22 protein-coding genes, 1 tRNA gene and 1 riboswitch are annotated in these 24,096 nt (G+C 61.0%); of the genes, 16 read left to right on the top strand and 7 right to left on the bottom strand.

The features are described 5' to 3' along the window. Nucleotides 1-999: ATP-dependent helicase (locus ACCAA_RS02570; RefSeq protein ID WP_186405689.1), on the bottom strand; the 999-nt coding region annotated here is incomplete at its 3' end. A 254-nt stretch (nt 1,000-1,253) separates the two neighbouring features. Between ACCAA_RS02570 and ACCAA_RS02575 the strand changes: the two genes are divergently transcribed. From ACCAA_RS02575 to ACCAA_RS02595, 5 genes are read left to right on the top strand one after another with little or no spacing between them, the layout of a single operon-like run. Beyond that, nucleotides 1,254-1,454, top strand: coding sequence for a hypothetical protein (locus ACCAA_RS02575; RefSeq protein ID WP_186405690.1), 201 nt, complete (start codon nt 1,254-1,256; stop codon nt 1,452-1,454). A gap of 10 nt (nt 1,455-1,464) precedes the next feature. Then, a complete protein-coding gene (locus ACCAA_RS02580; protein WP_186405691.1) occupies nt 1,465-4,224 on the top strand; it encodes a sensor histidine kinase in 2,760 nt (919 codons plus the stop codon). Nucleotides 4,225-4,260: 36 nt separating this feature from the next. Then, a complete protein-coding gene (locus ACCAA_RS02585; RefSeq protein ID WP_186405692.1) occupies nt 4,261-4,629 on the top strand; it encodes a response regulator transcription factor in 369 nt (122 codons plus the stop codon). A gap of 3 nt (nt 4,630-4,632) precedes the next feature. Beyond that, entirely contained in the window at nt 4,633-6,816 is a 2,184-nt protein-coding gene (locus ACCAA_RS02590; RefSeq protein ID WP_186405693.1) for a 3'-5' exonuclease, read from the top strand. Then, the gene (locus ACCAA_RS02595; protein WP_186405694.1) at nt 6,797-8,284 is read left to right on the top strand and encodes a DUF294 nucleotidyltransferase-like domain-containing protein; all 1,488 of its coding nucleotides are present in this window, start codon (nt 6,797-6,799) and stop codon (nt 8,282-8,284) included. Before ACCAA_RS02590 ends, ACCAA_RS02595 begins: the two co-directional genes overlap by 20 nt. 82 nt (nt 8,285-8,366) lie before the next feature. Here the strand turns inward: ACCAA_RS02595 and ACCAA_RS02600 are convergent, their stop codons facing one another. After that, a complete protein-coding gene (locus ACCAA_RS02600; protein WP_186405695.1) occupies nt 8,367-8,792 on the bottom strand; it encodes an acyl-CoA thioesterase in 426 nt (141 codons plus the stop codon). A gap of 194 nt (nt 8,793-8,986) precedes the next feature. Continuing rightward, nucleotides 8,987-9,073, top strand: a riboswitch (cyclic di-GMP riboswitch). Nucleotides 9,074-9,170: 97 nt separating this feature from the next. Between ACCAA_RS02600 and ACCAA_RS02605 the strand changes: the two genes are divergently transcribed. Next, nucleotides 9,171-9,440 carry a hypothetical protein gene (locus ACCAA_RS02605; protein ID WP_186405696.1) on the top strand — a complete coding sequence of 90 codons (270 nt, stop codon included), beginning with the start codon at nt 9,171-9,173 and terminating at the stop codon, nt 9,438-9,440. 98 nt (nt 9,441-9,538) lie between these two features. Here the strand turns inward: ACCAA_RS02605 and ACCAA_RS02610 are convergent, their stop codons facing one another. After that, a complete protein-coding gene (locus tag ACCAA_RS02610) occupies nt 9,539-9,718 on the bottom strand; it encodes a hypothetical protein (RefSeq protein WP_186405697.1) in 180 nt (59 codons plus the stop codon). Nucleotides 9,719-9,833: 115 nt separating this feature from the next. On the opposite strand from ACCAA_RS02610, the gene gcvA reads away from it, so the two are divergent. Beyond that, the gene (gcvA, locus tag ACCAA_RS02615) at nt 9,834-10,790 is read left to right on the top strand and encodes a transcriptional regulator GcvA (protein WP_186405698.1); all 957 of its coding nucleotides are present in this window, start codon (nt 9,834-9,836) and stop codon (nt 10,788-10,790) included. Here the strand turns inward: gcvA and ACCAA_RS02620 are convergent. Together ACCAA_RS02620 and ACCAA_RS02625 are read right to left on the bottom strand one after the other, a co-directional pair. After that, on the bottom strand, nt 10,787-11,203 hold the full coding sequence (locus ACCAA_RS02620; protein ID WP_186405699.1) for a phasin family protein: 417 nt from the start codon (nt 11,201-11,203) through the stop codon (nt 10,787-10,789). The genes gcvA and ACCAA_RS02620 overlap by 4 nt on opposite strands. A 162-nt stretch (nt 11,204-11,365) precedes the next feature. Beyond that, nucleotides 11,366-12,790: a coniferyl aldehyde dehydrogenase gene (locus ACCAA_RS02625; protein WP_186405700.1), complete on the bottom strand. Its 1,425-nt coding sequence runs from the start codon at nt 12,788-12,790 to the stop codon at nt 11,366-11,368. A gap of 535 nt (nt 12,791-13,325) precedes the next feature. On the opposite strand from ACCAA_RS02625, the gene ACCAA_RS02630 reads away from it, so the two are divergent. Further along, nucleotides 13,326-14,723, top strand: coding sequence for a wax ester/triacylglycerol synthase domain-containing protein (locus tag ACCAA_RS02630; protein ID WP_186405701.1), 1,398 nt, complete (start codon nt 13,326-13,328; stop codon nt 14,721-14,723). A gap of 10 nt (nt 14,724-14,733) precedes the next feature. On the opposite strand, the gene ACCAA_RS02635 is transcribed toward ACCAA_RS02630, so the two are convergent. Beyond that, the gene (locus ACCAA_RS02635; RefSeq protein ID WP_186405702.1) at nt 14,734-14,937 is read right to left on the bottom strand and encodes a hypothetical protein; all 204 of its coding nucleotides are present in this window, start codon (nt 14,935-14,937) and stop codon (nt 14,734-14,736) included. A 119-nt stretch (nt 14,938-15,056) separates the two neighbouring features. On the opposite strand from ACCAA_RS02635, the gene ACCAA_RS02640 reads away from it, so the two are divergent. The 6 genes from ACCAA_RS02640 to ACCAA_RS02665 all read left to right on the top strand — a co-directional run bounded on the left by ACCAA_RS02640 (nt 15,057) and on the right by ACCAA_RS02665 (nt 21,725). After that, complete coding sequence (locus tag ACCAA_RS02640; protein WP_186405703.1) at nt 15,057-16,373, top strand: replication-associated recombination protein A; 1,317 nt, start codon at nt 15,057-15,059, stop codon at nt 16,371-16,373. A gap of 84 nt (nt 16,374-16,457) precedes the next feature. After that, the gene (serS, locus tag ACCAA_RS02645; RefSeq protein ID WP_186405704.1) at nt 16,458-17,741 is read left to right on the top strand and encodes a serine--tRNA ligase; all 1,284 of its coding nucleotides are present in this window, start codon (nt 16,458-16,460) and stop codon (nt 17,739-17,741) included. Between the two features lie 82 nt (nt 17,742-17,823). Next, nucleotides 17,824-17,913: transfer RNA gene (locus ACCAA_RS02650), tRNA-Ser, on the top strand. Nucleotides 17,914-18,405: 492 nt separating this feature from the next. Beyond that, nucleotides 18,406-18,621 (top strand): hypothetical protein, encoded by a 216-nt coding sequence (locus ACCAA_RS02655; protein ID WP_186405705.1) that lies wholly within the window; start codon nt 18,406-18,408, stop codon nt 18,619-18,621. A gap of 918 nt (nt 18,622-19,539) precedes the next feature. Beyond that, nucleotides 19,540-19,977, top strand: a complete 438-nt coding sequence (locus tag ACCAA_RS02660) for a DNA-directed RNA polymerase subunit alpha C-terminal domain-containing protein (protein WP_186405706.1) — start codon at nt 19,540-19,542, stop codon at nt 19,975-19,977. Between the two features lie 698 nt (nt 19,978-20,675). Further along, nucleotides 20,676-21,725, top strand: coding sequence for a Fic family protein (locus ACCAA_RS02665; protein ID WP_186405707.1), 1,050 nt, complete (start codon nt 20,676-20,678; stop codon nt 21,723-21,725). Between the two features lie 112 nt (nt 21,726-21,837). On the opposite strand, the gene ACCAA_RS02670 is transcribed toward ACCAA_RS02665, so the two are convergent. Then, the gene (locus ACCAA_RS02670) at nt 21,838-22,182 is read right to left on the bottom strand and encodes a hypothetical protein (RefSeq protein ID WP_186405708.1); all 345 of its coding nucleotides are present in this window, start codon (nt 22,180-22,182) and stop codon (nt 21,838-21,840) included. Between the two features lie 116 nt (nt 22,183-22,298). Here ACCAA_RS02670 and ACCAA_RS02675 point away from each other — a divergent pair, with 116 nt between their 5' ends. Together ACCAA_RS02675 and ACCAA_RS02680 are read left to right on the top strand one after the other, a co-directional pair. Next, nucleotides 22,299-22,814 (top strand): ribbon-helix-helix domain-containing protein, encoded by a 516-nt coding sequence (locus tag ACCAA_RS02675; RefSeq protein WP_186405709.1) that lies wholly within the window; start codon nt 22,299-22,301, stop codon nt 22,812-22,814. Next, on the top strand, nt 22,807-24,096 hold a 1,290-nt coding region (locus ACCAA_RS02680; protein ID WP_186405710.1), incomplete at its 3' end, for a hypothetical protein. The genes ACCAA_RS02675 and ACCAA_RS02680, both read left to right, overlap by 8 nt.

Here is a 24,096-nt window from a genome sequence, read left to right on the forward strand (position 1 = left end):
ACAGACGCATGCCCAAAGGATAGCGCTCGCGGCCGACGGAGTCAAGTATGTCGGAGGCTCAGGTTGTGCCGGGGGGTCGAAATGGTGCGGGAAATCGAGGATGTTGCGTACGGTCGCCCCGCGAAAAGCGTAGATCGACTGCGCATCGTCACCGACCACGGTCAAACCTTGCCCGGTCGGTTTCATCGCCAGCAGGATCGACGCCTGCAGGCGATTGGTGTCCTGATACTCATCGACCAGCACATGGCTGAAGCGTGCGCCGATTTCCCGACCCAGTTCGGCGGCGCTGACCATCTGCGCCCAGTAGAGCAGCAGATCGTCGTAGTCGAGCACCTGTTGTGCCTGTTTGGTCTGGACGTACTCGAAGAACAGGCGCTTGAGGTCGGATTCCCACTCGGCGCACCAGGGAAAGGACGACTGCAGCACTTCAGTGGGCGTCGCCTGCGTGTTGACCACCGCCGAATAGATGGCCAGGCAGGTCGCCTTGAGCGGAAAACGTTTGTTCTTCCCGGAGAAACCGAGACCATGGCGGACGAGGTTCATCAGGTCGCCCGAGTCCTGCCGGTCATGGATGGTGAACGCCGGATCGAGACCAATTCGGCCGGCGTACTCGCGCAGCAGGCGTGCCCCGACACTGTGGAACGTCCCCGACCAGGCGAGCAACGGCATGCCCGGAAGCGAGTGGTTCGCCGAGCGCTGGCGCAGAATTCGCTCGACGCGGCGCGTCATCTCGCTGGCTGCGCGGCGCGAGAAGGTGAGCAGCAGGATCCGGCTCGGGTCGGCGCCTTCGGCAACGAGGTGCGCCACGCGGTGCGCCAGCGTGGTGGTCTTGCCCGATCCTGCTCCGGCGATCACCAACAGCGGAGGGTGCGGGTCGTCGCTGCCAGCGGCCGCGCCTAGGCTGCCGATGCCGAAGGTGGCGGCTGCGCGTTGCGCCTCATTCAGTCGCGCCAGCGGGTCGGCGGCCAGCCTCGCGGCGCCTCCTCCCGGCCTTTTCATGAACTTGCCGGCAACGCCACTGCGCGCGTTTCAGGCCGAAAAGAATGTTTCTGCCGTGGGTGTTCAACTGCCCGCTCCAAGGTCATCAATAACTCCTTGTATACTGTGATTATCCACAGTATAACGTAGCAGTCCGGGTCGACAGGCAATCTGCTCGCGACATTCCCAGTCGAAAGGCATTGCGTCGCCAGTGCCGATTGATGACAATGCGGACGACAGAATGGAACCAAAGACTTTCGACGCGGGAGGATGGCATGCATCGCAGGATACTGGCGGGTGACCGACTGGTGGCGGCCTTTCTGGTGGGCTGCGTGCTCTTCAATTATCCGCTGCTTTCGGTTTTCGATCGTGATGCCGAAGTCTTCGAGATCCCGCTGATCTTTGCCTATGTTTTTGCCGCCTGGGCTGCCGTCATCGCCTTGACGGCCTGGGCCGTCGAACGTCGCGTCAAGTAGGCGGCCGACCATGCTCGAAGCTCCCGTCGTCGTCGCCGTTTCCTTGTGCTACCTCGGTTTGCTGTTTGCGGTCGCCTGGTGGGGCGACCGGCGCGCCGATCAGGGCAAGTCGATCATCGCCAACCCGACCATCTACGCGCTGTCGATGGCTGTTTACTGCACGACCTGGACGTTTTACGGCAGCGTCGGCCGTGCTGTAGCGTCGGGTATCGGCTTTCTGCCGGTCTATCTGGGTCCGACGCTGGTGATGGCGCTCGGCTGGTTCGTGCTGCTGAAGATGATTCGCATCGTCAAGGCCAATCGGATCACCTCGATCGCCGATTTCATTTCCTCGCGTTACGGCAAGAGCCATCTTCTCGGTGGCCTGGTGACGATCATCGCCGTGGTGGGCATCATTCCGTACATCGCCTTGCAGCTCAAGGCCGTCTCGAGCACCGTCAGTCTGCTGCTCAGCTACCCGGAAATCGTCATGCCGAACCACAGCGCGACGATGTCGGTCGCCGCCGACCTGAGCTTCTACATCGCCCTGATTCTGGCGGCCTTCACCATCGTCTTCGGTACCCGCCACCTCGACGCCACCGAACGTCACGAAGGCATGGTGGCGGCGATCGCCCTGGAGTCAAGCGTCAAGCTGGTCAGTTTTCTTGCCGTCGGCGTCTTCGTCACCTATGGCCTCTACGACGGTTTTGGCGACATCTTCGAGCACCTCCAGACGCATCCGGAACTGCGCAAACTGGCGACCGCGATTCCATCCGGGCAGGGCTACACGGGGTGGTTTTCACTGATCGTGCTTTCTGCAATGGCGTTTCTCTTTCTGCCGCGCCAGTTCCAGGTCGCCGTCGTCGAGAATGTCAACGAGGCGCATCTGAAGCGTGCCGCGTGGCTCTTCCCGCTCTATCTGCTGCTGATCAACATCTTTGTTCTGCCGATCGCCGTCGGCGGTCTGCTGCATTTTTCGGGGCAGGGTGTCGATGCCGATACTTTCGTTCTGACGCTGCCGATGTCGCAGCGGCACGAGGGCCTGGTGTTGCTGGTCTTCATCGGCGGCTTGTCGGCGGCGGCCGGCATGGTCATCGTCGAAACCATCGCCCTGTCGACCATGGTCTGCAATGACCTGGTCATGCCCCTGATGCTCCGCCACAACCGACTGGCACACGAAGAGTCGCAGGACCTTTCGGGTCTGCTGCTCGGTATCCGGCGCGGCGCGATCGTGGTGATCCTGCTGCTTGGCTACCTCTACTTCCGGTTGGCGGGAGAGGCCTACGCGCTGGTCGCCATCGGCCTGATCAGCTTCTCGGCGGTGGCCCAGTTTGCCCCGGCGATGCTCGGCGGCATGTACTGGCGCGGAGGGACTCGCGGCGGGGCGTTGGCCGGACTGTCGGCCGGCTTTCTGGTCTGGGCCTACACCTTGTTGTTGCCATCGTTTGCCAAATCGGGCTGGCTTCCTGCCGACTTCCTGACGCAGGGGCTGCTCGGGTTCGACTTGCTGCGGCCGCAGCAACTGTTCGGGCTGTCGGGGTTTGACCAGATCTCGCATTGCCTCTTCTGGAGTTTTCTTGCCAACATTGGCGCCTATGTCGGCGTCTCGCTGCTGCGGCCGCCAATGGTCGCCGAGGCCACTCAGGCGGCGGTGTTCGTCGATGCGCTGAAGGACGGCGGTCAACTCGGCCCGGTCTTGTGGCGCGGACGGGCGAAAGTGAGTGACCTGCAGGAACTGGTTGGCCGCTTTCTCGGGCCGACGCGTGCGCAAGCGGCCTTTTCCGCTTTTGCCCGCAGACACGGGAGTGCCAACGGCGTCACACTCGAGGCCGATGCTCAACTGGTACAGTTCGCCGAAGCGCTGCTCGCCGGCGCCATCGGCAGCGCTTCGGCGCGGGTGATGGTGGCCTCGGTGGCCAAGGAGGAGCCGCTCAGTATCGACGAGGTGATGCATATTCTCGATGAGGCGTCGCAGTTGCGGACCCACAGCCGTGAATTGGAGCGCAAGTCGAGCGAGCTGACGGCGGCAACGCTCGAGCTGCAGGCGGCCAATGAACGCCTCCAGGAACTGGATCGTGTCAAGGATGACATCATGTCTTCGGTAACCCATGAACTGCGAACGCCGCTGACCTCGATCCGCGCCTTCTCGGAACTGTTGCGCGACGATCCGAAGATGCACCTCGCCGACCGTGAGCGCTTTCTCGGCTTGATCGTCAGCGAGACCGAGCGTCTGACGCGGCTGATCAATCAGACCCTCGATCTGGCCAAGATCGAGTCTGGCAGAGCCGACTGGAACGGTTGCGAACTGGATTTGAAGGCAGTCATTGAACAATCGGTCGCCGCCACCAGCCAGATCTTCCGTGAGAAAGAGGCGCAGGTCGAGCTTGATCTGCCCGATAATCTGCCGTTGATTCTGGCTGACCGGGATCGCCTGATCCAGGTGATGCTCAACTTGCTGTCCAACGCGGCGAAGTTCCTGTCGCCAGCGACCGGTCGTGTGCACGTCATACTGCGGACGCTGAGCGACGGGCTCGAAGTCAGCGTCCGCGACAACGGGCCGGGGATTCGTCCGGAAGATCATGAGCTTATTTTCGAGAAGTTCCGCCAGGTCGGCGACACGATGACTGCCAAGCCATCAGGCACCGGTCTGGGTTTGCCGATCAGCCGCCGAATCGTCGAGCACTTCGGTGGCAAGCTGTGGGTGGAAAGCGTGCCCGGAGCGGGTGCGACGTTTCGTTTTACCTTGCCGTTTGCTGATGCGCAACCGCATCTGGAGGCTGCGGTGGAGTAGTTCGTTTACAGTGGTTCATTGATGATCGGAGAGCTGATGAGCAAGAAAATACTGATTGCCGACGACGAGCAAAACATTGTCATCTCGATCGAATTCCTGCTGCGCCGTGAGGGTTTCGAGGTGCTGGTCGCCAGCGATGGGGAAGAAGCGCTGGCCAAGGTGCGTGCCGAGCAACCGGATCTGGTCCTGCTCGACGTGATGATGCCCCGGATGAATGGCTTCGATGTCTGCCAGGCCCTGCGCGCCGACCCCGACCTGAGTGGCACGCGCATCCTGATGCTGACCGCCAAGGGACGCGACACCGAAGTCAGCAAGGGCCTTGGCCTCGGTGCCGATGGCTACATGACCAAGCCTTTCTCCACCAAGGAGTTGCTCGCCGAGGTGCGCAAGCTGCTGGGAATGTAGAAGGTGAACCCGAAGCGCAAGCTCGCCCTGGCAGCAGCCACCGCCTGCCTGTTCGTTTTCGTCCTGGTGGCGGCGACCGCCGCCTTGATGCTGGCCAGCGAAGCGCACGGCGGCGGCGGTCGGACGCCCGAAGAAAGGATCGTCGCCCTGGTCGTCGTGGCCTTGGGCGCCGGTACGGTCATTTGCTGGACGCTTGTCAAACTGCACGCACTATATGTCAGCGTTCCGCTGCGCATGGCCGAAGATTTGCTGGCAACGGTTGCACACGGGGGGCTGCGGCTGCCTGAGGAGGGTTCGGAAGAACTGCGCGTGCTGGCCAGGGCAGCCAATCAACTGCTCGCTGTACGCGATGCGCTCGAACACGATGTCGCCGAGCGTGTTCGCGAAGCGCGCGCGTCACTCGAGGAAGAACGGGGTCGTCTGGCCGCACTGATGACCGACCTGAGCCAGAGCGTGGTGGTCTGCAATCTTGATGGCCGCGTGCTGCTCTACAACCAGCGGGCCAGGCAGGAACTCTCGGCGGGTAGCGACGGCAACACGCTTGGACTCGGTCGTTCGATTTACACGGTGTTCGATCGGGCGCTGATCGAGCATGCGCTCGAGCGTCTCCAGCAGGCCAGTCTCGACCAGTCGGGTGCTGATACCAGGAAACTGATCGGCTCGGCGCAGTTTGTCACTGCCACCCGTGCTGGACGCCTCTTGCGCGCCCACATGTCGCCAGTACTGGGCGGCGATGGTCAGCACGGCGCACGGGTGGGCGGACTCTCGATTACCGGTTTCGTCCTCGTTCTTGACGACGTGACGAGTACCAACGAACGGCATGGGCGGCGTGATGCCCTGATCCAGTCATTGATCGAGGGTGGGCGCGGACCCCTGGGGAGTATTCGTGCCGCGGGTGAAATGCTCTCCGATTTTTCGGACATGGATCCGCGGCAGCGCGACCGCTTCCTGGGCGTCATCCGCGACGAGGCAAGAGCACTGTCTGCCCACTTCGAGACAGCGGCGGCAGCCTTCTCGAATGATCTGCGTGAGCGCTGGCTGCTGGAGGAAATTCTCGGTACCGAACTCGTTGCCGTAGCGGCGCGGCGCATCGGCGAGCCACGCGCGAGCGATCGCCGCGTTCTGGCCGTGAAAACCGAGGAGGTCGATGAGGATCTATGGCTGCGCGTCGACACCTTCGGACTACTGCAAGCCCTGAGCTATCTGGCCCTGCGTTTGCAGGATGAATACGAGGTGCGCGAGGTGCGCCTGTCCCTGACGCGCAGCGGACAGTTGGCGCAGCTCGATCTGTCCTGGCTCGGCACGTTCATGAACAACGAAACGGCGATGAGCTGGCTGCAGGACCCGATGAGTATCGGCGGCGAATCGTCGCCGCTCAGCGTCGTCGATGTGATCGAGCGCTGCAACGGCGAGATCTGGTTTCAGCGGGTACGTGTTTCGCATCGGGCGATCTTTCGCACCATGGTGCCGGCGGCCGAGGCGCCGAAGGACCTGCCGCGAGCCATCGTCGCCGCGGCGGAGGGCGACCGACCCGAGTTCTATGACTTCGATATCTTCACTTGGTCGGCGGTCAGTCATGAACTCGATGATCGACCCCTTGCTGAGTTGTCATACACGGTATTCGATACCGAAACCACCGGCCTGCAGCCTTCGCAAGGTGACGAAATCATTCAGATCGGCGCGACGCGCATCGTCAATCGCCGCCTCCTGCGCCATGAGTGCTTCGACCAACTGGTCGATCCGCTGCGTCCACTGTCGCAGCAGTCCATCGACGTGCACGGAATCACCAGGGAGCTGCTCGTCGGTCAGCCGACCATCGATACCGTCTTGCCCGAGTTCCAGTCTTTCTGCGCAGACACCGTCCTGGTCGGGCACAACGCCGCTTTTGACATGCGCTTCCTGCAACTGAAGGAAAAGCAGACCGGCGTGCGTTTCGCGCAGCCAGTGCTTGACACCTTGCTGCTGTCGGCTGTTCTTCATCCCAACCAGGGCTCACACCGTCTGGAAGCGATCGCCGAGCGTCTCGGGGTCTCGGTATTCGGGCGCCACACCGCATTGGGCGACGCGATGGTGACCGGTGAAGTGTTCCTGAAGATGGTGCCCTTGCTTGCCGAGATGGGGATCACGACGCTGCGGCAGGCGCGCGAAGCCAGCGAGAGAACGTACCATGCCCGACTCAAGTACTGAACACACGGCGACCGTCGCAGCGCCGGTCGCACCGCGTGCCGCACCATGCTCGCCGTACGTCGCCCTGCGTCATCTGGTCCGCGCGCAGCCGCTGACCGTCGGCCCGTCGGCGCCCGTACGCGAGACTCTGCTGCTGCTTGACCAGATGCGTGCCGATGCGGTCGTCGTCGTCGATGAGCGCACCCGGATGCCGCTGGGCATCATCACCCTCCCGGACGTGGTGCGCCGGATCGCGATCGAAGGCTGCGACCTGCAGGCGCCGATCGCGACGGTGATGACTGGCGGCCTGATCACCGTGCCGGCCGACAGCACTGCTCATCAGGCCAGTGTGGTGATGGTCCGTCGCGGCGTACGTCATCTGGTGCTGGTCAACGCGGACGGCAGTTACTTCAACGTCGTCTCGCAGACCGATCTCTATACGCTGCCGGGAGCGCAGAGCAGCGATCTCGTGCGCTCGATCCTGGCCGCGCGCGACGTCCATACACTGGCGGCTCTGGCAGGAGAAATCCGCGCTTTCGTTTCCCGTCTGGTGGTCGAGCGGGTGAGCGCCGACGCGCTCTGCCATCGCCTCTCGTCGCTCAACGACCTGTTGACCCTGCAGGTCATCGAACTCGTCGCCGGCCAGTTCGACCTGCCCTATGTGCAATGGTGCTGGTTGGTGTTTGGCTCCGAGGGGCGACTCGAACAGACGCTGGCCACCGATCAGGACAACGGGCTGATCTTCAGCGCAGAGTCAGACGACGAGGCGGCAATCCTGCGCGAAGCCTTTCTGCCTTTTGCCCGGGCGGTGAATGAGGCGCTCGATGCCTGTGGTTTCCCCCTGTGCAAAGGAAACATCATGGCCGGCAACCCGCAATGGTGCCTGTCGACCCGTGAGTGGCGGATGGCGTTCTCTGGCTGGCTGGAAACCCCGCAGCCCGAGGCCTTGCTCAATGCCAGCATCTTCTTCGATCTGCGTCCGCTTTACGGGCAGGAGTCGCTGGCCAATGATCTGCGCGGCTGGCTCCTGGCGAAAACGCCGTTGTACCCGATTTTCCTGCGTGCGATGGTCGAAAACACGATGAACTGGGAGTCGCCGCTCAACTGGTGGAAAGGCTTCCGCTACGATGGGGACAAGGCGTTTCCGCATACCATCGATCTGAAGAAGCACGGCTCACGCCCTTTCGTCGACGCCGCGCGGATTTACGCACTGGCGACGCAGATCCCGGATACCAATACCGTCGAGCGCCTGCGCATCGCCGGCGAACAGACCGGCATGGCAGCCGATCAGGCGGCGGCGTTGATTGACGCCTTTCAGTACATTCAGCGCGTCAGACTGGAGCAGCAAGTGAAGAGTGGTGCCGGTACGCCAACCAACCGGGTCGATCCCGACGATCTGCACGAACTGGATCGCATGATCCTCAAGGAATCACTCAAGCAGGTCGAGAATCTGCAGAAGCGCCTGATTCGCAAGTTTGCTCCCGCCTAGGCGACGCGTCATGATCGCGGCGCGGCCAGCGAACAGAGGCCGGCGAGCGATCAAGGCCGTCGATGCGGGCCCCGCCCGATCGTCAGCCTCCGGCGCGGGAACGGAAATTATCGGGTACGGGCGCGACTTTGCGCGCCGCGTAATCGAAGAAGACGATTCCTGTCTTGCCGCGCGCGACCTCGCGCTGACTCGACTGCTCGCTCATCCTCCAAAGCAGGTCGCAGCCCTTGCTGCCGAAATCGCCCGTGGTCATGCGAACGATCATCACCTCGCCGTGAAAAGCCTCCGACTTGTACTCCAGGGCCGCGTCGGCGACGACGATCCCCAGACCCTCGACATTCAGCTCGGTATAGCCCATTGACTTGAAGAACCGCAGCCGGGCTTCCGAGACCAGCGACAGCAGCAGGGCGTTGTCGAGATGACCGGCGTAGTTCATGTGGCTGAGATAGAGCGTCATCTCGGTGGAGAAGGCAAAATGTTCAGGCAACTGGATCTGGATTCTGGGCATGGTTTGGCCGGTGTTTGTTGGGCTGTGATGACCCCCTCGGCGGTCGACACGCTGAGCGGTAAAGGTCGGATGGCTGCACGATGGAGGTGGCGCTCAGGATTGTCCCCGCTCGGTGCGGTGCATGGCAAGGCAGATTCCGTAAGGGTGTGAAAAAAATCACGCCAAGCGCTTGGCAGGTGGGTATACTGATTGTACGAGATAAATGGCAAACGGGGTGTAAGCCCCGGACGCAAAGCTGCAGGCCCTAACCGGAAGTCCAGGAGGGTGGCTGGGTTGCCTCGGTCGGAACACGTTCGTGCCGACCTCAAGTATCCCTTCTCACGCCTGATCCATTGTTCTCGCATTATTCATTTCGAGTTCGGAGACGGAGAGAGCACCATGAACACCTATATCGCCAAAATTGAAACACCCGCCGGAACGCAGACCATTCGGCTGGCCGCCGCCGATATCCAGGATGCCCAGGAGCAAATGGTCGCGCGGGCGCCCTCGGCTACCAGCCAGTCGTTCAGCTACTCGATCGCCAAGGTTTCTCCGATCGAAGCGCCGCAGTTTCTCAATGGTTTGACCAGCGCCAGCGTAGCGCTGGTGGTCTGCCTGATCCTCTTTGGGGTCATGGACAGCATGCTGCGCAAGTGGCTCAGGAGCTAGCATCGGTCCGTACGATCACCGTCGGCGAGGCATCGCCGACGGTGATCGACAAACCAAAGCAGGGGCAGTATTTCTTCAAGTGATGACGAGCGCCAGACTCACTGGCGCGCGGTGGGCGACATGAGCAGCGCATGCAGGAACTTGTCGGTCCATTTCGCCAGCCAGTACAAAGCCTTGCGACTGCCAGCGGCGATGGCGTCGCCCGCGGCGATGCTGCGCTCATAACGTGCGCGCTCAACGATCATCATCATTTGTTCACGGTTGAGGTCGGTTTTCATTAGTGTCTTCCTGGTATTGTTCTCGGCGTTCGAGAACTCGGTGCTACTGTATTTCGTCCGGCGCGTGCCGGCAAACGATCTAATATCAGGCGATGCGTGAGAAAATCTCAGGCATATGACTTACCGCCTGCCACCCCTAAATGCCCTGCGTGCCTTCGAAGCGGCGGCTCGTCACTTGAGTTTCAAGGATGCGAGCGACGAACTGTCGGTGACGCCAACAGCGATCAGCCACCAGATCCGTGGTCTTGAGGAATACCTGGGCTTTCCGCTTTTTCACCGGCTGACGCGGGCGCTCGAGCTGACGCGCGAAGGTCGGGCAATGCTACCGAAGGTACGTGACGGCCTGGCGTGCTTTGCCGCGGCGATCGAGAGCACCCGGCAGCATGGAGCGGGTGGTCGCTTGGTGGTGACTTCGCCACCGGCTTTTCTGACCCGATGGCTGATCCGCCATCTCGAGAAGTTTACCGCCGGGCACCCTGAAGTTGAACTGCACATGGCTGCGTCGCTGGAGACGATCGACGGCCGTGACGCCTCAGGCGTTTCGGGTCTCGAAGGAATCGACGTGCGTGAAGACGAAACCGAAGTCTTCATCCGTTTCGGCCGCGGCCATTATGCTGGCTGCCGCGTCGATCGCCTGTTCGCGCCGGCCTATGCCCTGGTGTGCAGTCCGCGCTTGCTGTTCGGGATGCGGCCCTTGAATGTCCCGGCCGATCTGCGGCGTCACAATCTTCTCCATGACGAGTCGATCATGGAATTGATGGACCGTCCAAGCTGGGCAGAATGGCTACAGGTTGCCGGCGTCACCGGCATGGATGCGGACGCCGGGACGCATTTCAGAGACCCCGGACTGGTTCTCTCGGCGGCGATCGATGGCGTCGGCGTGGCTCTGGCGTCAAAGCCGCTGATCGAAGCCGAGGTGGCTGCCGGTCGCCTGGTGGTACCTTTCGACATCATCATTCGCCGCACCCAGGCCTACTTTCTGGTAGTGCCGGAAGCCGTTGCCGATCGCCCGGTGGTGAGCGCCTTCCGAGGGTGGTTGCTCGGCGAGGCGGCCAAGGTTGCGGAGGACTAGACCGTTTTTTTCTCCGCGACTATCGGCCTGGTCTCGGCAGCAGCGAGGCTGTGCACCTCGGAGGCCAAGCGCATCATGCGTGCCGAGAGCTGCTCGACATCACGCTTGGTGGCCAGAACCAGGAAATCGAGCGGCCGGACAATCCGGTCCTGGACCAGTTCCTCGCCACGCGCCATCGTTGCCGTGGCGCTGCTCCTCAGTTCGGCGTACTTGTCCTCGATCTGCTGGCGCGCCTTGGGGCTGAAAGCCTTGCCTTCACGAACAAGCTTGGCCACGGCACGGACGCTGCTTTTGCTCGCCAGCGAGTAGGCGCCAAGACTGCAAAGCCACAACTTGCGTGCCGATTCCCGCGCGTTGATCAGGAATTGCTCGTTGTTCACCCGATCGACCCATGTGGTCAGTGTGCTGTTCATTTGTTTCTCCTTTAGCCAACTGAAGGTGGCAGTTCTCGCGGCTGCACGTGCAGCCCACGAGAAGAAGTCTATCGACAATCGCTAGAGGACACACACTAAACGTCACCGGCTTGACGGCTGCCGGCCGATCATTGGCGGACGCCTGGAATGAACGCTCGACGGTCAGTCCTTCAGTGTGGGATCGGCCTTGCCGACATAGAAGTGCAGCGCCAGGCGCTGCACGATGTTGCCGTAGGGCGGGTAGAACAGCTGTGTCGGGAAGAAGCGGTTACGGGTAAACACCGCCTTGGCATGCGACAGCTCGCGGAAGCCTTCCTCACCGTGGTAGCTGCCCATGCCGGAGTTGCCGATACCGCCAAATGGCAGGTCGTGGTTGAACGCATGCCAGCCCCAGTCATTGACGGACATGCCGCCGGAGTGCGTGCAGCGGGTCAACTGCTTGATTTCCTGGTCGTTGAAGCCGAACGGGTACAGCGCCAATGGCCGCGGCCGGGAAGTAATGTAGGCGATGGCCTGGTCGAGGCTGTCGTAGGCGATGATCGGCAGAATCGGTCCGAACAGTTCCTCCTGGGCAATCCGCATGTGGTCGCCGACGCCGGTCACCACGTGCAGCGGAATCTGGCGTCCCGGGCCCAGGTCACCGCAGGCGACCACCTTGCCGCCCTTGGCGACGGCATCGGCCAGCAGATCGCGAATCCGTCCGGCCTGCGCGTCGGTAATGATCCACGTGTAGTCCGGATTATTCTGCACCTGCGGATACATGCGGCGAAACGCTGCCGCGACGGCGCTCGCGAAGGCGTCCACGCGCTCTCTGGGCAGCAGGGCATAATCGGGCGCGATGCATACCTGCCCGCAACTGAACGCTTTGCCGTGCGCGATACTTTCCGCCGCCGCCTCGATGGAGCCATGGTCCGCAACGATTGCCGGCGATTTGCCGCCGAGTTCGAGCGTCACCGGCGTCAGATTGTCGGCGGCCGCCCGCATGATGTGGTGGCCAACCGCCGGCGATCCGGTAAACACGAGATGGTCAAACGGCAAGCGCGAAAATGCCTGCGATGCCTCGATCTCGCCGCCGAACACCGCCACTTCATCCTCTGAAAAGCACTCGGCCATCATCCGCGCGAGCAATTGCGTTGTCCGCGGACTGAATTCCGACATCTTGATCATCACCCGATTGCCGGCGGCCAAAGCGGCGACCAGCGGGCCGAGCGAGAGGTAGAGAGGAAAATTCCACGGGGTGATGACGCCCACCACACCCTTCGGCTGGTAGGTCACGTGGGCGCGATTGGTCAGGAACAGCAGTTCCGTGTGGCGTCGGCGCGGCTTCATCCACTTGCGCAGGCTGTGAAGAGCATGATTGGTTTCGAGGATTGGGCCCATGGCCTCGATCAGCTTGGTCTCCGACGTTGAGCGGCCGCCAAAATCAGTGCTGACCGCGCGCGCAATGAGATCCTGGTAACGCTGCACAACGCGCTTCACTGCCATCAGTCTGGCCCTGCGCTCGGCGAGCGACGGATAGGGGTGCGCGCTGAAGGCCTGGCGCTGACGTTCCAGGGTGGCCTGCATTTGGGCGATGATGGGGTCCATCAGGGGTTCCTAAGAGAGAAGCTCACGGTTGGCAAGGGTAGCGAGTCGCCCCGCCGCCAGCATCTGGCCGAGGTCTTCGATCTCCTAGACCCGGTTGACCCTATCGAGGAGCCGCTGGTGGCGGCTGATCCTGCCACTCATCCCGCTCCCCCTGAGAGATGTGATAACCCAGTGCGTATCACACTATCAACCCGCTCAGCCCTCCGCCCGGTCAACTGGACGATAAGGACGATAACATCCTGAGCCTGTAGATCATCAATCTGAGGCAAGACGATACGGTATTCCGCCGTACGCATCAACGCCCAGACAATCCGCACCGACTGGCTTGCTCCGGATGCATGACTCCTGCTGATCCGATAACCCGGAGATTGTTCGGCGACTGCCGGAGCCCGCATCGCTATTGACCCCACCTGATCGGGACTCGTACACTCTCGGCGGTGCCTCTGGTGGCGCTCTCGCCGGCAGACGGGCGGACTACGAAAGGGCTCGATGACCACGTAGTCGCCGTTGCCGAACCACACACGAGGGAAATCTCATGAAAAAACTGTCCTTGCTGGATCTGGGCTTCTTCATTGCCGAATCGGAGGCCAGCCCGAAGCATGTCGGCGGCTTGATGATCTACAAGCGTCCGAGCGGATCGAAGGTCAGCTTTGCCAGCGATCTGTACCGCGAACTGCTCACCTTCACCGACGTCGAGCCACCGTTCAACAGCATCATTTATTTCTCGCTGACGGGTTTGCCGGCCTGGAAGGAGGCGCATTCGGTCGATCTCAATCAGCATCTCGTCTATCACAAGATGACGCGTGGGAAGAATGGTCGTGAGGAACTCTACCGGCTGGTATCGGACCTTCATCAGCCGAGGCTGGACCGCTCGCGACCGCTTTGGGAGCTGCATGTCATCGATGGTCTGAGCGCCTCACGTTTTGCCTTGTACCTCAAAATGCACCATGCCTGTGCCGACGGCGTGACGATGGTCCGCTGGACGACCGAATCGCTCTCGCATGCGGCCGACGATCTGGAACTGCGGCCGATCTGGTCGATCCGGCGGGGAGCCCGCGAGCGGACAGCGAAGCGACTTCAGGAGAAGATGGCGACGTCGCTGCTCGGCAGTCTGGCCGGTGCCGGTCAGCTTGCCCTGGGCATCGTGCGCTTGGCCGCAATGTTGCTGCTCGAAAGCGTCAAGCTGACCAAGAACGCCATCTCGCTGCCTTTTGTCGCCGACGGCAACACGCCGCTGACCGGGCAGGTGACCGCCGGCCGCCAGTTCGCCTCGGCCTGCGTGGCGATGGAACGTGTCAGCGGCATTCGCACCCGGACTCGGTCGACGCTGAACCACGTGGCGCTGACCTGTCTGGATGGTGCCATGCACCGTTATCTGCGCGACGAAGGCGTGAACCTCTTGCGACCGATCACCATCCAGATGCCGGTCAATCTGCGCAAGGAGGGTGAGCACGGTGGCGGTAACAAGATCGGCTTCGTCCAGGTCGAACTCTCGCAGCCGACCGACGACCCCTACATTCGCCTGCGCAACATCGGTTTTTCGCTGCGCAATGTGCGCAGCATGATCGACAGCGTCGAACCGGAAGTGATCGAGTCCTACACCGTGGTCACTTCGCTGATCGGCTTGCTGGCGGAAAAACTCAATCTGAGCAACCGCCTGCCGCCGACCGGCAACACGCTGGTGTCGAATGTGCCGGGTCCCGGCGAATACCTGTACATCAAGGGTGCCAGAATGGAGGAGCTGCATCCGATCAGCACCTTGCCGCCCGGCAACCTGCTCAACATCACGCTGTTCAGCTACGCCGGGCAGTTGTACTTCGGATTGATCGCCACGGACGAACTGCCCAACCTGGATCGTCTGAGCCTCTACGTTTCCGATGCCTTTACCGAACTTGAACAGGCGGTTCTTGACGCTTTCAGGCCGGCAGCCTAGTCGTGCCGCCTTACTTGCGACGCGAGGGTGGGGGCACCCATCCCCGCGCCTGTTTGCCCAGGGCGGCCAGTTCCAGCTCGAACTGCTCGAAGGATGCGTCGGTCAGTTCGGGGAGGCGACGGTCGGGCTGACGACGGCGCTCGGGAATCTTGCCGGGCGGGCCAATATCGCGCTTGCGCCGGTCGGATCCGCTGCGAATTTTGTGCGTGCTCATGGCCAGTTGCCTTTGGGTAGTCGTCCGGGAAGTTATGCCGAAGATACTTCCCGTCGGCGGAACCATCCGTGCGTAATGTCACAGTTTCAACGACTCGGGAGCAATGAAATGAGAGAGCGATGAACGGCCTGACTCCCGAAAACGATTCGAGCACTCCACTGGCCGAGCGCTTGCGACCAAGAACGCTGACCGAGGTGATCGGCCAGACGCATCTGCTCGCTCCGGGGAAGCCGCTGGCAACGGCTTTCCAGTCCGGGCGGTTGCACAGCATGATCCTCTGGGGACCTCCCGGCGTCGGCAAGACGACGCTGGCGCGCCTGATGGCCGACGCTTTCGACGCCGATTTCGTCGCCCTGTCGGCGGTCTTCTCGGGAGTCAAGGATATCCGTGAGGCCGTTTCGCGCGCCGAAGCGATACGCGCGCTCAGTGGCCGCCGGACGATTCTCTTCGTCGATGAAGTCCATCGCTTCAACAAGGCACAGCAGGACTCCTTTCTACCCTACGTGGAACGGGGGTTGCTGACCCTGGTCGGCGCGACGACCGAAAACCCGTCGTTCGAGGTCAATTCGGCGCTGCTTTCACGGGCATCGGTCTACGTGCTGCAGCCGCTTTCGGCCGAGGAACTCGGCCAGCTCTTCGAGCGAGCCTGTTTGCAGGAGCTGTCGGACCTCGCCTTCGACGACGACGCGCGCGTGCGCCTGATCGGCCTCGCCGACGGTGACGCCCGCCGCCTGCTCAACGTCCTCGAACAGATCGCTACCGCCGCGGCGAGCGCGGGGGTCACCGCGATCGACGGTGCTTTCGTCGACCACACCCTGGCGCAGAGCCTGCGTCGCTTCGACAAGGGCGGTGACGCCTTCTATGACCAGATTTCGGCGCTGCACAAGTCGGTGCGCGGATCGTCTCCGGATGCCGCGCTGTACTGGTTCTGCCGGATGCTCGACGGTGGCGCCGATCCAAGCTATCTGGCGCGTCGGATCGTACGCATGGCCTGGGAAGACATCGGCCTGGCCGACCCGCGGGCGGCACGAATTGCCCTCGACGCTGCCGAAACCTTCGAGCGTCTCGGCTCGCCCGAGGGCGAGCTGGCGCTGGCGGAAGCGGTGCTCTACCTGGCCACGGCGGCCAAGTCGAACGCCGCCTACCGCGCGTATAATGCAGCACGAAGCTTCATTGGCAGCGACGGCTCGCGGCCGGTGCCGCCGCAACTGCGCAACGCACCGACGCGGCTCATGAAGACCCTGGGCCATGGCAAGGACTACCGCTACGCGCACGACGAGCCGGAAGCCTACGCTGCCGGCGAGGCCTATTTTCCCGAGGGCATGCCGCCGGTCGAGTGGTATCGACCGGTCGACCGCGGACTGGAAATCAGAATCGGCGAGAAGCTGGCCCATCTGCGCGAGCTGGACCGCCGGGCAAGACAAAAGAAGGACTAAACCGGCCCACCGAGCGTCGCGCAGCGGCCAAGGCAGCGGGCCGATTCGCGAGTCGCTGCGCGACCGCCAACGTAAGGACTGACCATGCTTGACATCCAACTGCTGCGCAACAACATCGACGCGGTGGCCGAGAAGCTCGCGGCGCGCGGCTTCACGCTTGACCGATCGGCTTTTCAGAGCCTCGAAAGCGAGCGCAAGACCTTGCAGACGCGTACCCAGGATCTGCAGGCCAGTCGCAACAGCCTCTCGAAACAGGTCGGCATGCTCAAGAGCCGAGGGCAGGATGCGGCAGCAGTCATGGCCCAGGTCGCGGCGCTGAAAGACGAACTGGAGGCCAATGAAGTCCGTCTTGGCGAGTTGCTCAAGGAGTTCGATGCCTTTCTGGCGATCCTTCCCAACCTGCCGCAGGACAGCGTGCCGATCGGCAAGTCCGACGCCGACAACGTCGAGGCCAAGCGCTGGGGTGACCCGCGCCCCTTCGACTTCGCGATCAAGGATCATGTCGATCTCGGCGAGGCACTCGGTCAGCTCGACTTCGCGACCGCGGCGAAAATCGCCGGCACGCGCTTTTCGCTGATGAAGGGGCCCCTAGCGCGCCTGCATCGCGTTCTCGCGCAGTTCATGCTCGACACGCATACTGCACACCACGGTTATACCGAAGTCTATGCGCCTTACCTGGTCAATTCCGCCAGCCTGCTGGGCACCGGGCAGTTACCGAAATTCGAAGATGACCTGTTCAAGATCCTGCGCGCGGATGGCGAGCCCTTGTATCTCATTCCGACGGCCGAAGTGCCGGTGACCAACATCGTCCGCGGTGAGATTCTCCCTGCCGAAGTCCTACCCCTGAAGTTCGTCTGCCATACCCCGTGCTTTCGCTCCGAGGCCGGGTCCTACGGTCGCGACACGCGAGGCATGATCCGCCAGCACCAGTTCGACAAGGTCGAGCTGGTTCAGATCGTCGCCGCCGAGAACTCTCTGGCGGCGCACGAGGAACTCACCGGCCACGCCGAGCGAATCCTCGAACTGCTCGAACTGCCGTACCGGCGCGTCACGCTGAGCACCGGCGACATGGGCTTCTCGTCGGCGAAGACCTACGACCTGGAGGTCTGGCTACCGGCGCAGAAGACCTACCGCGAGATCTCCTCGTGCTCCAACTTTGAAGCGTTTCAGGCCCGCCGCATGCAGGCGCGCTATCGCAACGAGCGCAACAAGACCGAACTGGTGCACACCCTCAACGGTTCCGGTCTCGCCGTTGGACGCACTCTGGTGGCGGTGATGGAGAATTTTCAGAATGCCGACGGCAGCATCGGCATTCCGCCTGCGCTACGTATGTACTTCGGCGGGAGCGAAACAATCGGCAGGCCCTGATCTGCGGAAGGTGCCGGGGGAAAGGGAATATGTCCCCGTTGGCGCATCATGGGCTCAACTTGTGTTAACATCTCGCGCCTGCGGAGAGGTGGCAGAGTGGCCGAATGTACCTGACTCGAAATCAGGCGTAGGTGTGAGCCTACCGAGGGTTCGAATCCCTCCCTCTCCGCCAGGACACGAATCAAGCCCTTGAAGTTTAAGGGCTTTTTTCTTGCCTAGAATTTCGTTATACGTCAGGTTATACGTACCGGAGTTTGATGCAATCGGGTCCGATCTCCCTCGAACTTGGTCGAGTGTCGCTATTGCCAGACTGACCAAGGTGCCCATTACCAACGGCAGTGGGGCGTTCACGACGTTCAAGACGGCGGCGGGAAGCGGTGTCGTGGTCGCTCAGAGAAAACGGACACTCCTGTTCGCTGACGCCACCACCGTCGTTCGCGTAACGCCGGATACCTGATACAGCGCCGCCGCCGTAAACCCTGTTCGATCCTGCGGAGTTGTATCCAGATACGCTGGTCCTCGTTACCATGTCGGCATGGTCGGTTCTGACCTCATCACCCCTGTCGCATTGCGGTAGCCTCTTTTGAACACAATGTCGCGACGCCGATTGCAGTATGGATACCTGCTGGAAATTCCCCTCTTGCTCGTGGCGACGGGATTGGTAGTGGCCGCCCTGTTTCCCAATCTGCCACCATTGGGGCAGAAGGTTCTGGTGGGTGTCGCGACCTTGCCAGTGCTCTACTCGCTGTACTACATGATCGTCACTCCCGGCTGGATGCCCGGCAATGAACGCTTCAAGCCGATATTGAGACTGTCGGCGTTCTTGCTGCTGGCGGCCACGATCGTTACTGGTGTGACGATCTTCGTTTTCGGCGAATGATCGTCTGATGGCGATGGGTCTGCCTACTTGCCTTCTCGTTTGTCGTGCTCCGTTGAACGAACCGAGTGCCCCTTGCCTCAAGAAACGCGTCAATTGCGTCGGCTGTAGCTTTGGGGTGTCCCATCCTGCTGATCCCGGCTCTCCGAGAGTTTCTGGCCAAGCGCGCTGGTGCCGAAGGTGAGCGTGTTCGATTTTCATGAAATCATGAATTCAGCAATTCATCCAACTTCAAGGCACAGTTCGGCGCAACCATCGGAAGCGTCGGGCACCCAGCCCTTCTTCATCACTGCCGATTTGACCGACCAGGATCACTCTTCGGAGAACCAGTGAAGGTCAGCCTCGGCGATCACCTGCTCGACGCCGTCAGACCAGGCTCGCCCAATCCATTCTGTGTGACTGAGCTTTCCCGTGAGCCTGTGGCAGTTCCTTCAACCGGCCCGATCGTCTGTGCTTGAACCAGGCTTTATGGCATGGCGACAGGAGGGAAGCCACTTCTGCCGCTGCGGCGTCGTCTAGTGTAACCCAGGTGACTTGCCCAGAACGATGCTGGTACGGGACTGGTTTGGGCAGGCGCTGCACGTTGGCTAGTTCCCACGTGGTACTCTCTGCGTTGCCAAGGTCGAGGCCGGCCATGCTGTCGAAGTTGGCGATCCTTGCTCGTTGCAGAGAGGCGCTCCGCTTCCGTCAGAGGGCCAATGCGATAGATCACGTCAGCAATCCCCACTACCGATTTTGTCTCGGACTGAATGAGCGCAATCCTCCGGTGAATGTTGCAGTAACGACGAGTCCGTACGCGCCATCCACACCAGCATGACCAGGAAGAAGTGATGCAAACCCGTCGCCAGTCAATCATCGGAGCCTGGTCGCAGTCTAACAAACCACAACGCGCTCCGACGAGCGCCCAGAAAGGGATCCCGGATGAACACAACACACTCCGAAGCAAAGGCGAAATGGTGCCCGTTGGCAAGGATTGGTCACCCCACCGGAAGTGCCGCTAACGACCCCGACATACACGTCCCCGGTCGATGCAGCGCCAGCGACTGCATGATGTGGCGCTGGGGTGAGAGTCCGATCGTATCGGTGACTATAGGTCCCGACGAAGAGGTGGTCGATGTGCTCGACCTTCCGTTCAGGGCTGGAAACGCCCTGAGAGCAGGGGATATTAACACGATGGCAGACCTGCTTGCCCGCAGCAAGGAAGAACTGTTGCAACTACCGAACTTCGGCAAGAAATCACTCAACGAGGTCATTGATGCGCTCGACAAGCGCGGGCTGGCGCTTGGACATTCAATCCCGACTCCGGGGCGCGAGCGCAGGGGATTCTGTGGACTCGCTGTCAGGCCGGAGTTCCTATGATATCCCCCCGCGAATTGGCACGTCCGCGCGAATGATTTGTCATCTTTGGTTGCGGTCAACGGCCGCGCTTGGAATAGGGAGCAACTTCTTGGCTGTATTTGCGTTCGGTTGACCGATGAGTCTTGGTTCATACGGGTTTGCGACGCTTGTGCGGATCATTCTGCGGTAGCCCATCGTTACCGTCAAGCGACCCCCGACATTCCACCCACGTCCCCAAAACGCCATCCGCCTTTGATTGCGCCGGCACGTTCGCTACCGCCCCAAGCGGAGTGCCAACGCTTCGTTCGCCAATAACTCCCGGCAGAAATCCCATTTGCGGTCGTCGCCTCGGCAGAAGCAGCAAGCCGATCGTGGCGACGATCAGTGGGCCGAGGGGCGGCAACATCAGGTGGGACAGCGTCTTCTTGAGCAGCCACACGAAGAATGGGGATCTACTGAAGCTTTTGGCCAGCGTCAATGAACAGGCGCCGGAAGTGTGGCTCATCCGGCAGGGGTTCTCGAACATAATCACGCCACGGGAACCTGCATCACGGTGGAGGTGATCAGGTGATGACTCCGGTGGCCAGTCGTCCAGCCCGCAACCGTGCTCAACTTCGGGATCACACTGGCAAATGGCGTCGGGCCAAGCGACCGCCGCTTCCGATGGTCAATCTTCTTCAGGGTTCGAAAATGGGTGTTAACGGGTGTATTATTGGTTCATGCTTCGACCCGATACGGTACAGATCACCCCGGAAATCCTTCGCCTGATCGCTGGAATCGACGAATTCAAAGGAGCCTGGCGTGCTTTGGGCACGCTCGCGCCCGATCGTCTGTCGGCCTTGCGACGGGTTGCCACCATTGAGAGCATTGGCTCGTCCACCCGTATCGAAGGCAGCAAGCTCTCCGACCGCGACGTAGAAAAGCTGCTGTCTAACTTGGCCATCCAGTGCTTCGCAACTCGTGATGAGCAGGAAGTCGCCGGCTATGCCGAACTGATGGATCTGGTTTTCAACTCGTGGCAGGACATCCCGTTCAACGAAAGCCACATCAAGCAGTTGCACCAAATCCTGCTGCGCCACAGCGAGAAGGACACCCGGCATCGGGGCCAATACAAGATCCACCCCAATAGCGTTGCCGCCTTCGATGGAAATGGCGTACAAATCGCTATCGTGTTCGAGACGGCGACGCCATTTGACACGCCCCGCCTGATGACTGAACTGGTGGCCTGGGTCAATCAGGAACGTGAGAAGGCTCAACTGCATCCGCTACTGATCATCGCCATCTTCGTCGTGGTTTTTCTCGAAATCCACCCATTCCAGGATGGCAACGGGCGGCTCAGCCGCGTGCTGACCACGCTGCTGCTGATCCAGACGGGCTATGCTTATGTGCCGTACAGTTCCCTGGAAAGCGTCATCGAGTCAAACAAGGAAGCCTACTACCTGGCTCTGCGACAGACGCAAGGCACGATTCGCACCGAGGCTCCCAACTGGCAACCGTGGCTGGTGTTTTTCCTGCGCTCGCTGGCCGAGCAAGTCCGCAGGCTGGAGAAGAAGGTCGAGCGTGAGCAGATCGTACTGGCTACCTTGCCAGACCTGTCACTGCGGATCGTCGAGTTTGCCCGCGAGCACGGGCGTGTCACGATGAGCGATGCCATCAAGCTCACAGGGGCCAACCGCAATACCTTGAAGCAGCACTTCCGCAACCTCGTGGAGCGAGGGCACCTGCGTCAGCAGGGCAGTGGGCGGGGAGTCTGGTACGAGCTGCGGTGAAGTCCGCTGAGGCTCAGTAGCATTCGCATACCGGCTAAAAGCCGCAGCCCCTGGCAAATCCGTTCATATCAAGAGACCGCCGCTTCCGATGGTCAATCTTCTTTAGGACGGATCAGGTGAGGTGTGGTTTGGCAGTCACCAAGAGAGCAGCAAACTCAGCGGGCAGCCGATCCCACTTGACCGCCGTCACGGTGCCGGAATTGCCATTCACGGATGGTCTCCACCACCGAGCTGTGCGCATTGACTTGAGATAGTCAAGCCCAGCCACGAAAGTCTTGAAGGTCTTCCGATCGGTCTTGCCTCCGACCAGATAGGTCCCCTTGGCTCGGATCAATCCAGGATGGAAGCACGAGCCGTCTTTTGCGAACGGAACCATGACCGGCAACTCGGCTTTTGCTGGTGCTGTCGATGCCGAGCACGGCAACAGCCTTCTTGCCGCATCTTCTTGGACATCCATCTGGGGGGCTACCCCAGGAACGACGAACGGCCCGGAAATTTCTGCGTGTTGCCGATATATCCGGACATAGATATGCTATACTATCGTATTTACTTCATCATAAGGCTCAACACGCTATGGATCTTTATCAACAAAAGACAAGCAGAGAACCAAGACTCCGCGCTTTGTCACTCAGCGGTGGAACCCGCCAAACCTCTCTTCGCCTCGACGGTATCACCTGGTCGGCGATCGACCTCTTGGCGGCGCGGCAAGGTATCCGCTGGCAGGATTGGGCGACTCGTATCATCGACGCCAACTCCCAGACCGGCAACATGGCGGGAGAACTTCGCCAGGCCGTGATCGAGGAGTTGCTGGATGCGACTATCGGCCACGAGTCCAGCGTAGTGACTCTTCCTGAGCATCACGCCATTCTCGGCGCTTCTTATCACAGGGTGCATGACCAGGTGCTCGACACCGCCCTCATCGGTGCGTCCGTCCTTCATCGCGACGACAGCTTCGTGAGTTTCAGCGTCATCGTCGGTGGCCTGGATGGCGACGCGCCGAAGCCCTTTCTGTGCATTCAGAACCGTCTTCAGGGAGAGCCGCACCTGCTTGCTGTCGTCGAGAATTTCGGGGGTGGGTCTGATGCTTGATACTTCCTACTCCACTATTACGCTCGCACTCTTGGTAGGAAAGCCAGATTGCTTTGGTGCGCCCGACACACCGGAACACGGTTCAGCGGCGTGCCGGTCCTGCAAACACAACGCCCTCTGCGCCGATACGGCTATCAAGATGGTCATGGGCGTCAAGGACGGCCTAGCGCTTGACGGGATCACCGATAATATCCACGAGATGAGCGATCGCGTACTCAGCTTTCTCCCTGAAGACTACCTGTACCCTCCAAGACCTCTAGGCCGTGACGACCGTGAGTTGATCGGAGCGTGCCATGCACGTTCCAACCCTATCCGGATCAAGAACAAGGAAAAGCACGTTCTTCAGGCCGACGAGAAGGGAGGAAGTCACCTTAGCGCTGCACATGGTTGCGATGACGAAGTGCTTGATGAGGAATGGGATGACGACTGCGAGGCCGCTTTCCAGCAGCAACTCAGAGAAATTGAAGAACGCAAAGGCCCTTTGAGCGCCGACGCCAATGAGGCCCTTCCGCTCGGCTCACATGCCCCGAAGACGCGGGTCGGCCATGAAGAGGAGGACGACTCGCCGGTACGTCCGAAGCCTCACTGCTTTACTGATGCGAGAGTGTATGCGAGTGATTCCCAGATTTGCCAGAAGTGTCATGTACACAAGGAGTGCTCTATCGCTTCGCTGGAATCGCTGAAATTGCCGGAGCATAGCAAAGGCGTTGACCTCGAAGACCTGCTCAGACGGCATGCCATCGCCCGCAGTGGGGCTATGGCAGAGCGGAAGAAAGAAGAAGAGGAAAGAATAGCAGAAGCCGATGCCGAGGAAGAGGAGGAACGGCTTCTGTCTGAAGCTCGGGGCAATAGTCGTATCGTTCCTGTCAGTGGATCAGGTGAAATTTATGCAGAATTTGACAGCGAAGATGCATCAGCCCGGGAATTGGATGCGCATTTGCAAGCCAAATACCATCTGGCCACACTCTCCTTTGAACATGTGAGATTGATCGAAGGAAATATCCATCGGGCGAGGCAACGTCGTGAAAAAAGTACGTTGCCAAGAAGTGATGGTCACGTGCCGTGTCTGGAATACGATCTTTCAGGCGAGGAATCCATTGCGTTCCCTGGGGTCGAGGACACCGTTGAAGCGTCCACAGCAACTGCAATCCCCCCATCAGTACGTGCCGAGCCATCCGATCCTCCTGCGGTGCACGCTTCCGCAGCCAAGCCGGAAACCTCGGCATTATGGAGCACACACCCCCAGCGTCTGACCCCCAGGGCGACGAAAATTCTCTTGTTT

This window comes from Candidatus Accumulibacter aalborgensis, assembly GCF_900089955.1.
GTDB classification, from domain to species: domain Bacteria; phylum Pseudomonadota; class Gammaproteobacteria; order Burkholderiales; family Rhodocyclaceae; genus Accumulibacter; species Accumulibacter aalborgensis.

What these genes read in the sequence shown, in the direction of transcription:
- serS (WP_186405704.1), top strand. Translation starts at nt 16,458, where the DNA reads ATGCTTGACATCCAACTGCTGCGCAACAACATCGACGCGGTGGCCGAG.
- ACCAA_RS02660 (WP_186405706.1), top strand. Translation starts at nt 19,540, where the DNA reads ATGAACACAACACACTCCGAAGCAAAGGCGAAATGGTGCCCGTTGGCA.
- ACCAA_RS02585 (WP_186405692.1), top strand. Translation starts at nt 4,261, where the DNA reads ATGAGCAAGAAAATACTGATTGCCGACGACGAGCAAAACATTGTCATC.
- ACCAA_RS02665 (WP_186405707.1), top strand. Translation starts at nt 20,676, where the DNA reads ATGCTTCGACCCGATACGGTACAGATCACCCCGGAAATCCTTCGCCTG.
- ACCAA_RS02625 (WP_186405700.1), bottom strand. Translation starts at nt 12,790, where the DNA reads ATGGACCCCATCATCGCCCAAATGCAGGCCACCCTGGAACGTCAGCGC.
- ACCAA_RS02670 (WP_186405708.1), bottom strand. Translation starts at nt 22,182, where the DNA reads ATGGATGTCCAAGAAGATGCGGCAAGAAGGCTGTTGCCGTGCTCGGCA.
- ACCAA_RS02580 (WP_186405691.1), top strand. Translation starts at nt 1,465, where the DNA reads ATGCTCGAAGCTCCCGTCGTCGTCGCCGTTTCCTTGTGCTACCTCGGT.
- ACCAA_RS02600 (WP_186405695.1), bottom strand. Translation starts at nt 8,792, where the DNA reads ATGCCCAGAATCCAGATCCAGTTGCCTGAACATTTTGCCTTCTCCACC.
- ACCAA_RS02675 (WP_186405709.1), top strand. Translation starts at nt 22,299, where the DNA reads ATGGATCTTTATCAACAAAAGACAAGCAGAGAACCAAGACTCCGCGCT.
- ACCAA_RS02605 (WP_186405696.1), top strand. Translation starts at nt 9,171, where the DNA reads ATGAACACCTATATCGCCAAAATTGAAACACCCGCCGGAACGCAGACC.
- gcvA (WP_186405698.1), top strand. Translation starts at nt 9,834, where the DNA reads ATGACTTACCGCCTGCCACCCCTAAATGCCCTGCGTGCCTTCGAAGCG.
- ACCAA_RS02575 (WP_186405690.1), top strand. Translation starts at nt 1,254, where the DNA reads ATGCATCGCAGGATACTGGCGGGTGACCGACTGGTGGCGGCCTTTCTG.
- ACCAA_RS02610 (WP_186405697.1), bottom strand. Translation starts at nt 9,718, where the DNA reads ATGAAAACCGACCTCAACCGTGAACAAATGATGATGATCGTTGAGCGC.
- ACCAA_RS02595 (WP_186405694.1), top strand. Translation starts at nt 6,797, where the DNA reads ATGCCCGACTCAAGTACTGAACACACGGCGACCGTCGCAGCGCCGGTC.
- ACCAA_RS02635 (WP_186405702.1), bottom strand. Translation starts at nt 14,937, where the DNA reads ATGAGCACGCACAAAATTCGCAGCGGATCCGACCGGCGCAAGCGCGAT.
- ACCAA_RS02620 (WP_186405699.1), bottom strand. Translation starts at nt 11,203, where the DNA reads ATGAACAGCACACTGACCACATGGGTCGATCGGGTGAACAACGAGCAA.
- ACCAA_RS02630 (WP_186405701.1), top strand. Translation starts at nt 13,326, where the DNA reads ATGAAAAAACTGTCCTTGCTGGATCTGGGCTTCTTCATTGCCGAATCG.
- ACCAA_RS02640 (WP_186405703.1), top strand. Translation starts at nt 15,057, where the DNA reads ATGAACGGCCTGACTCCCGAAAACGATTCGAGCACTCCACTGGCCGAG.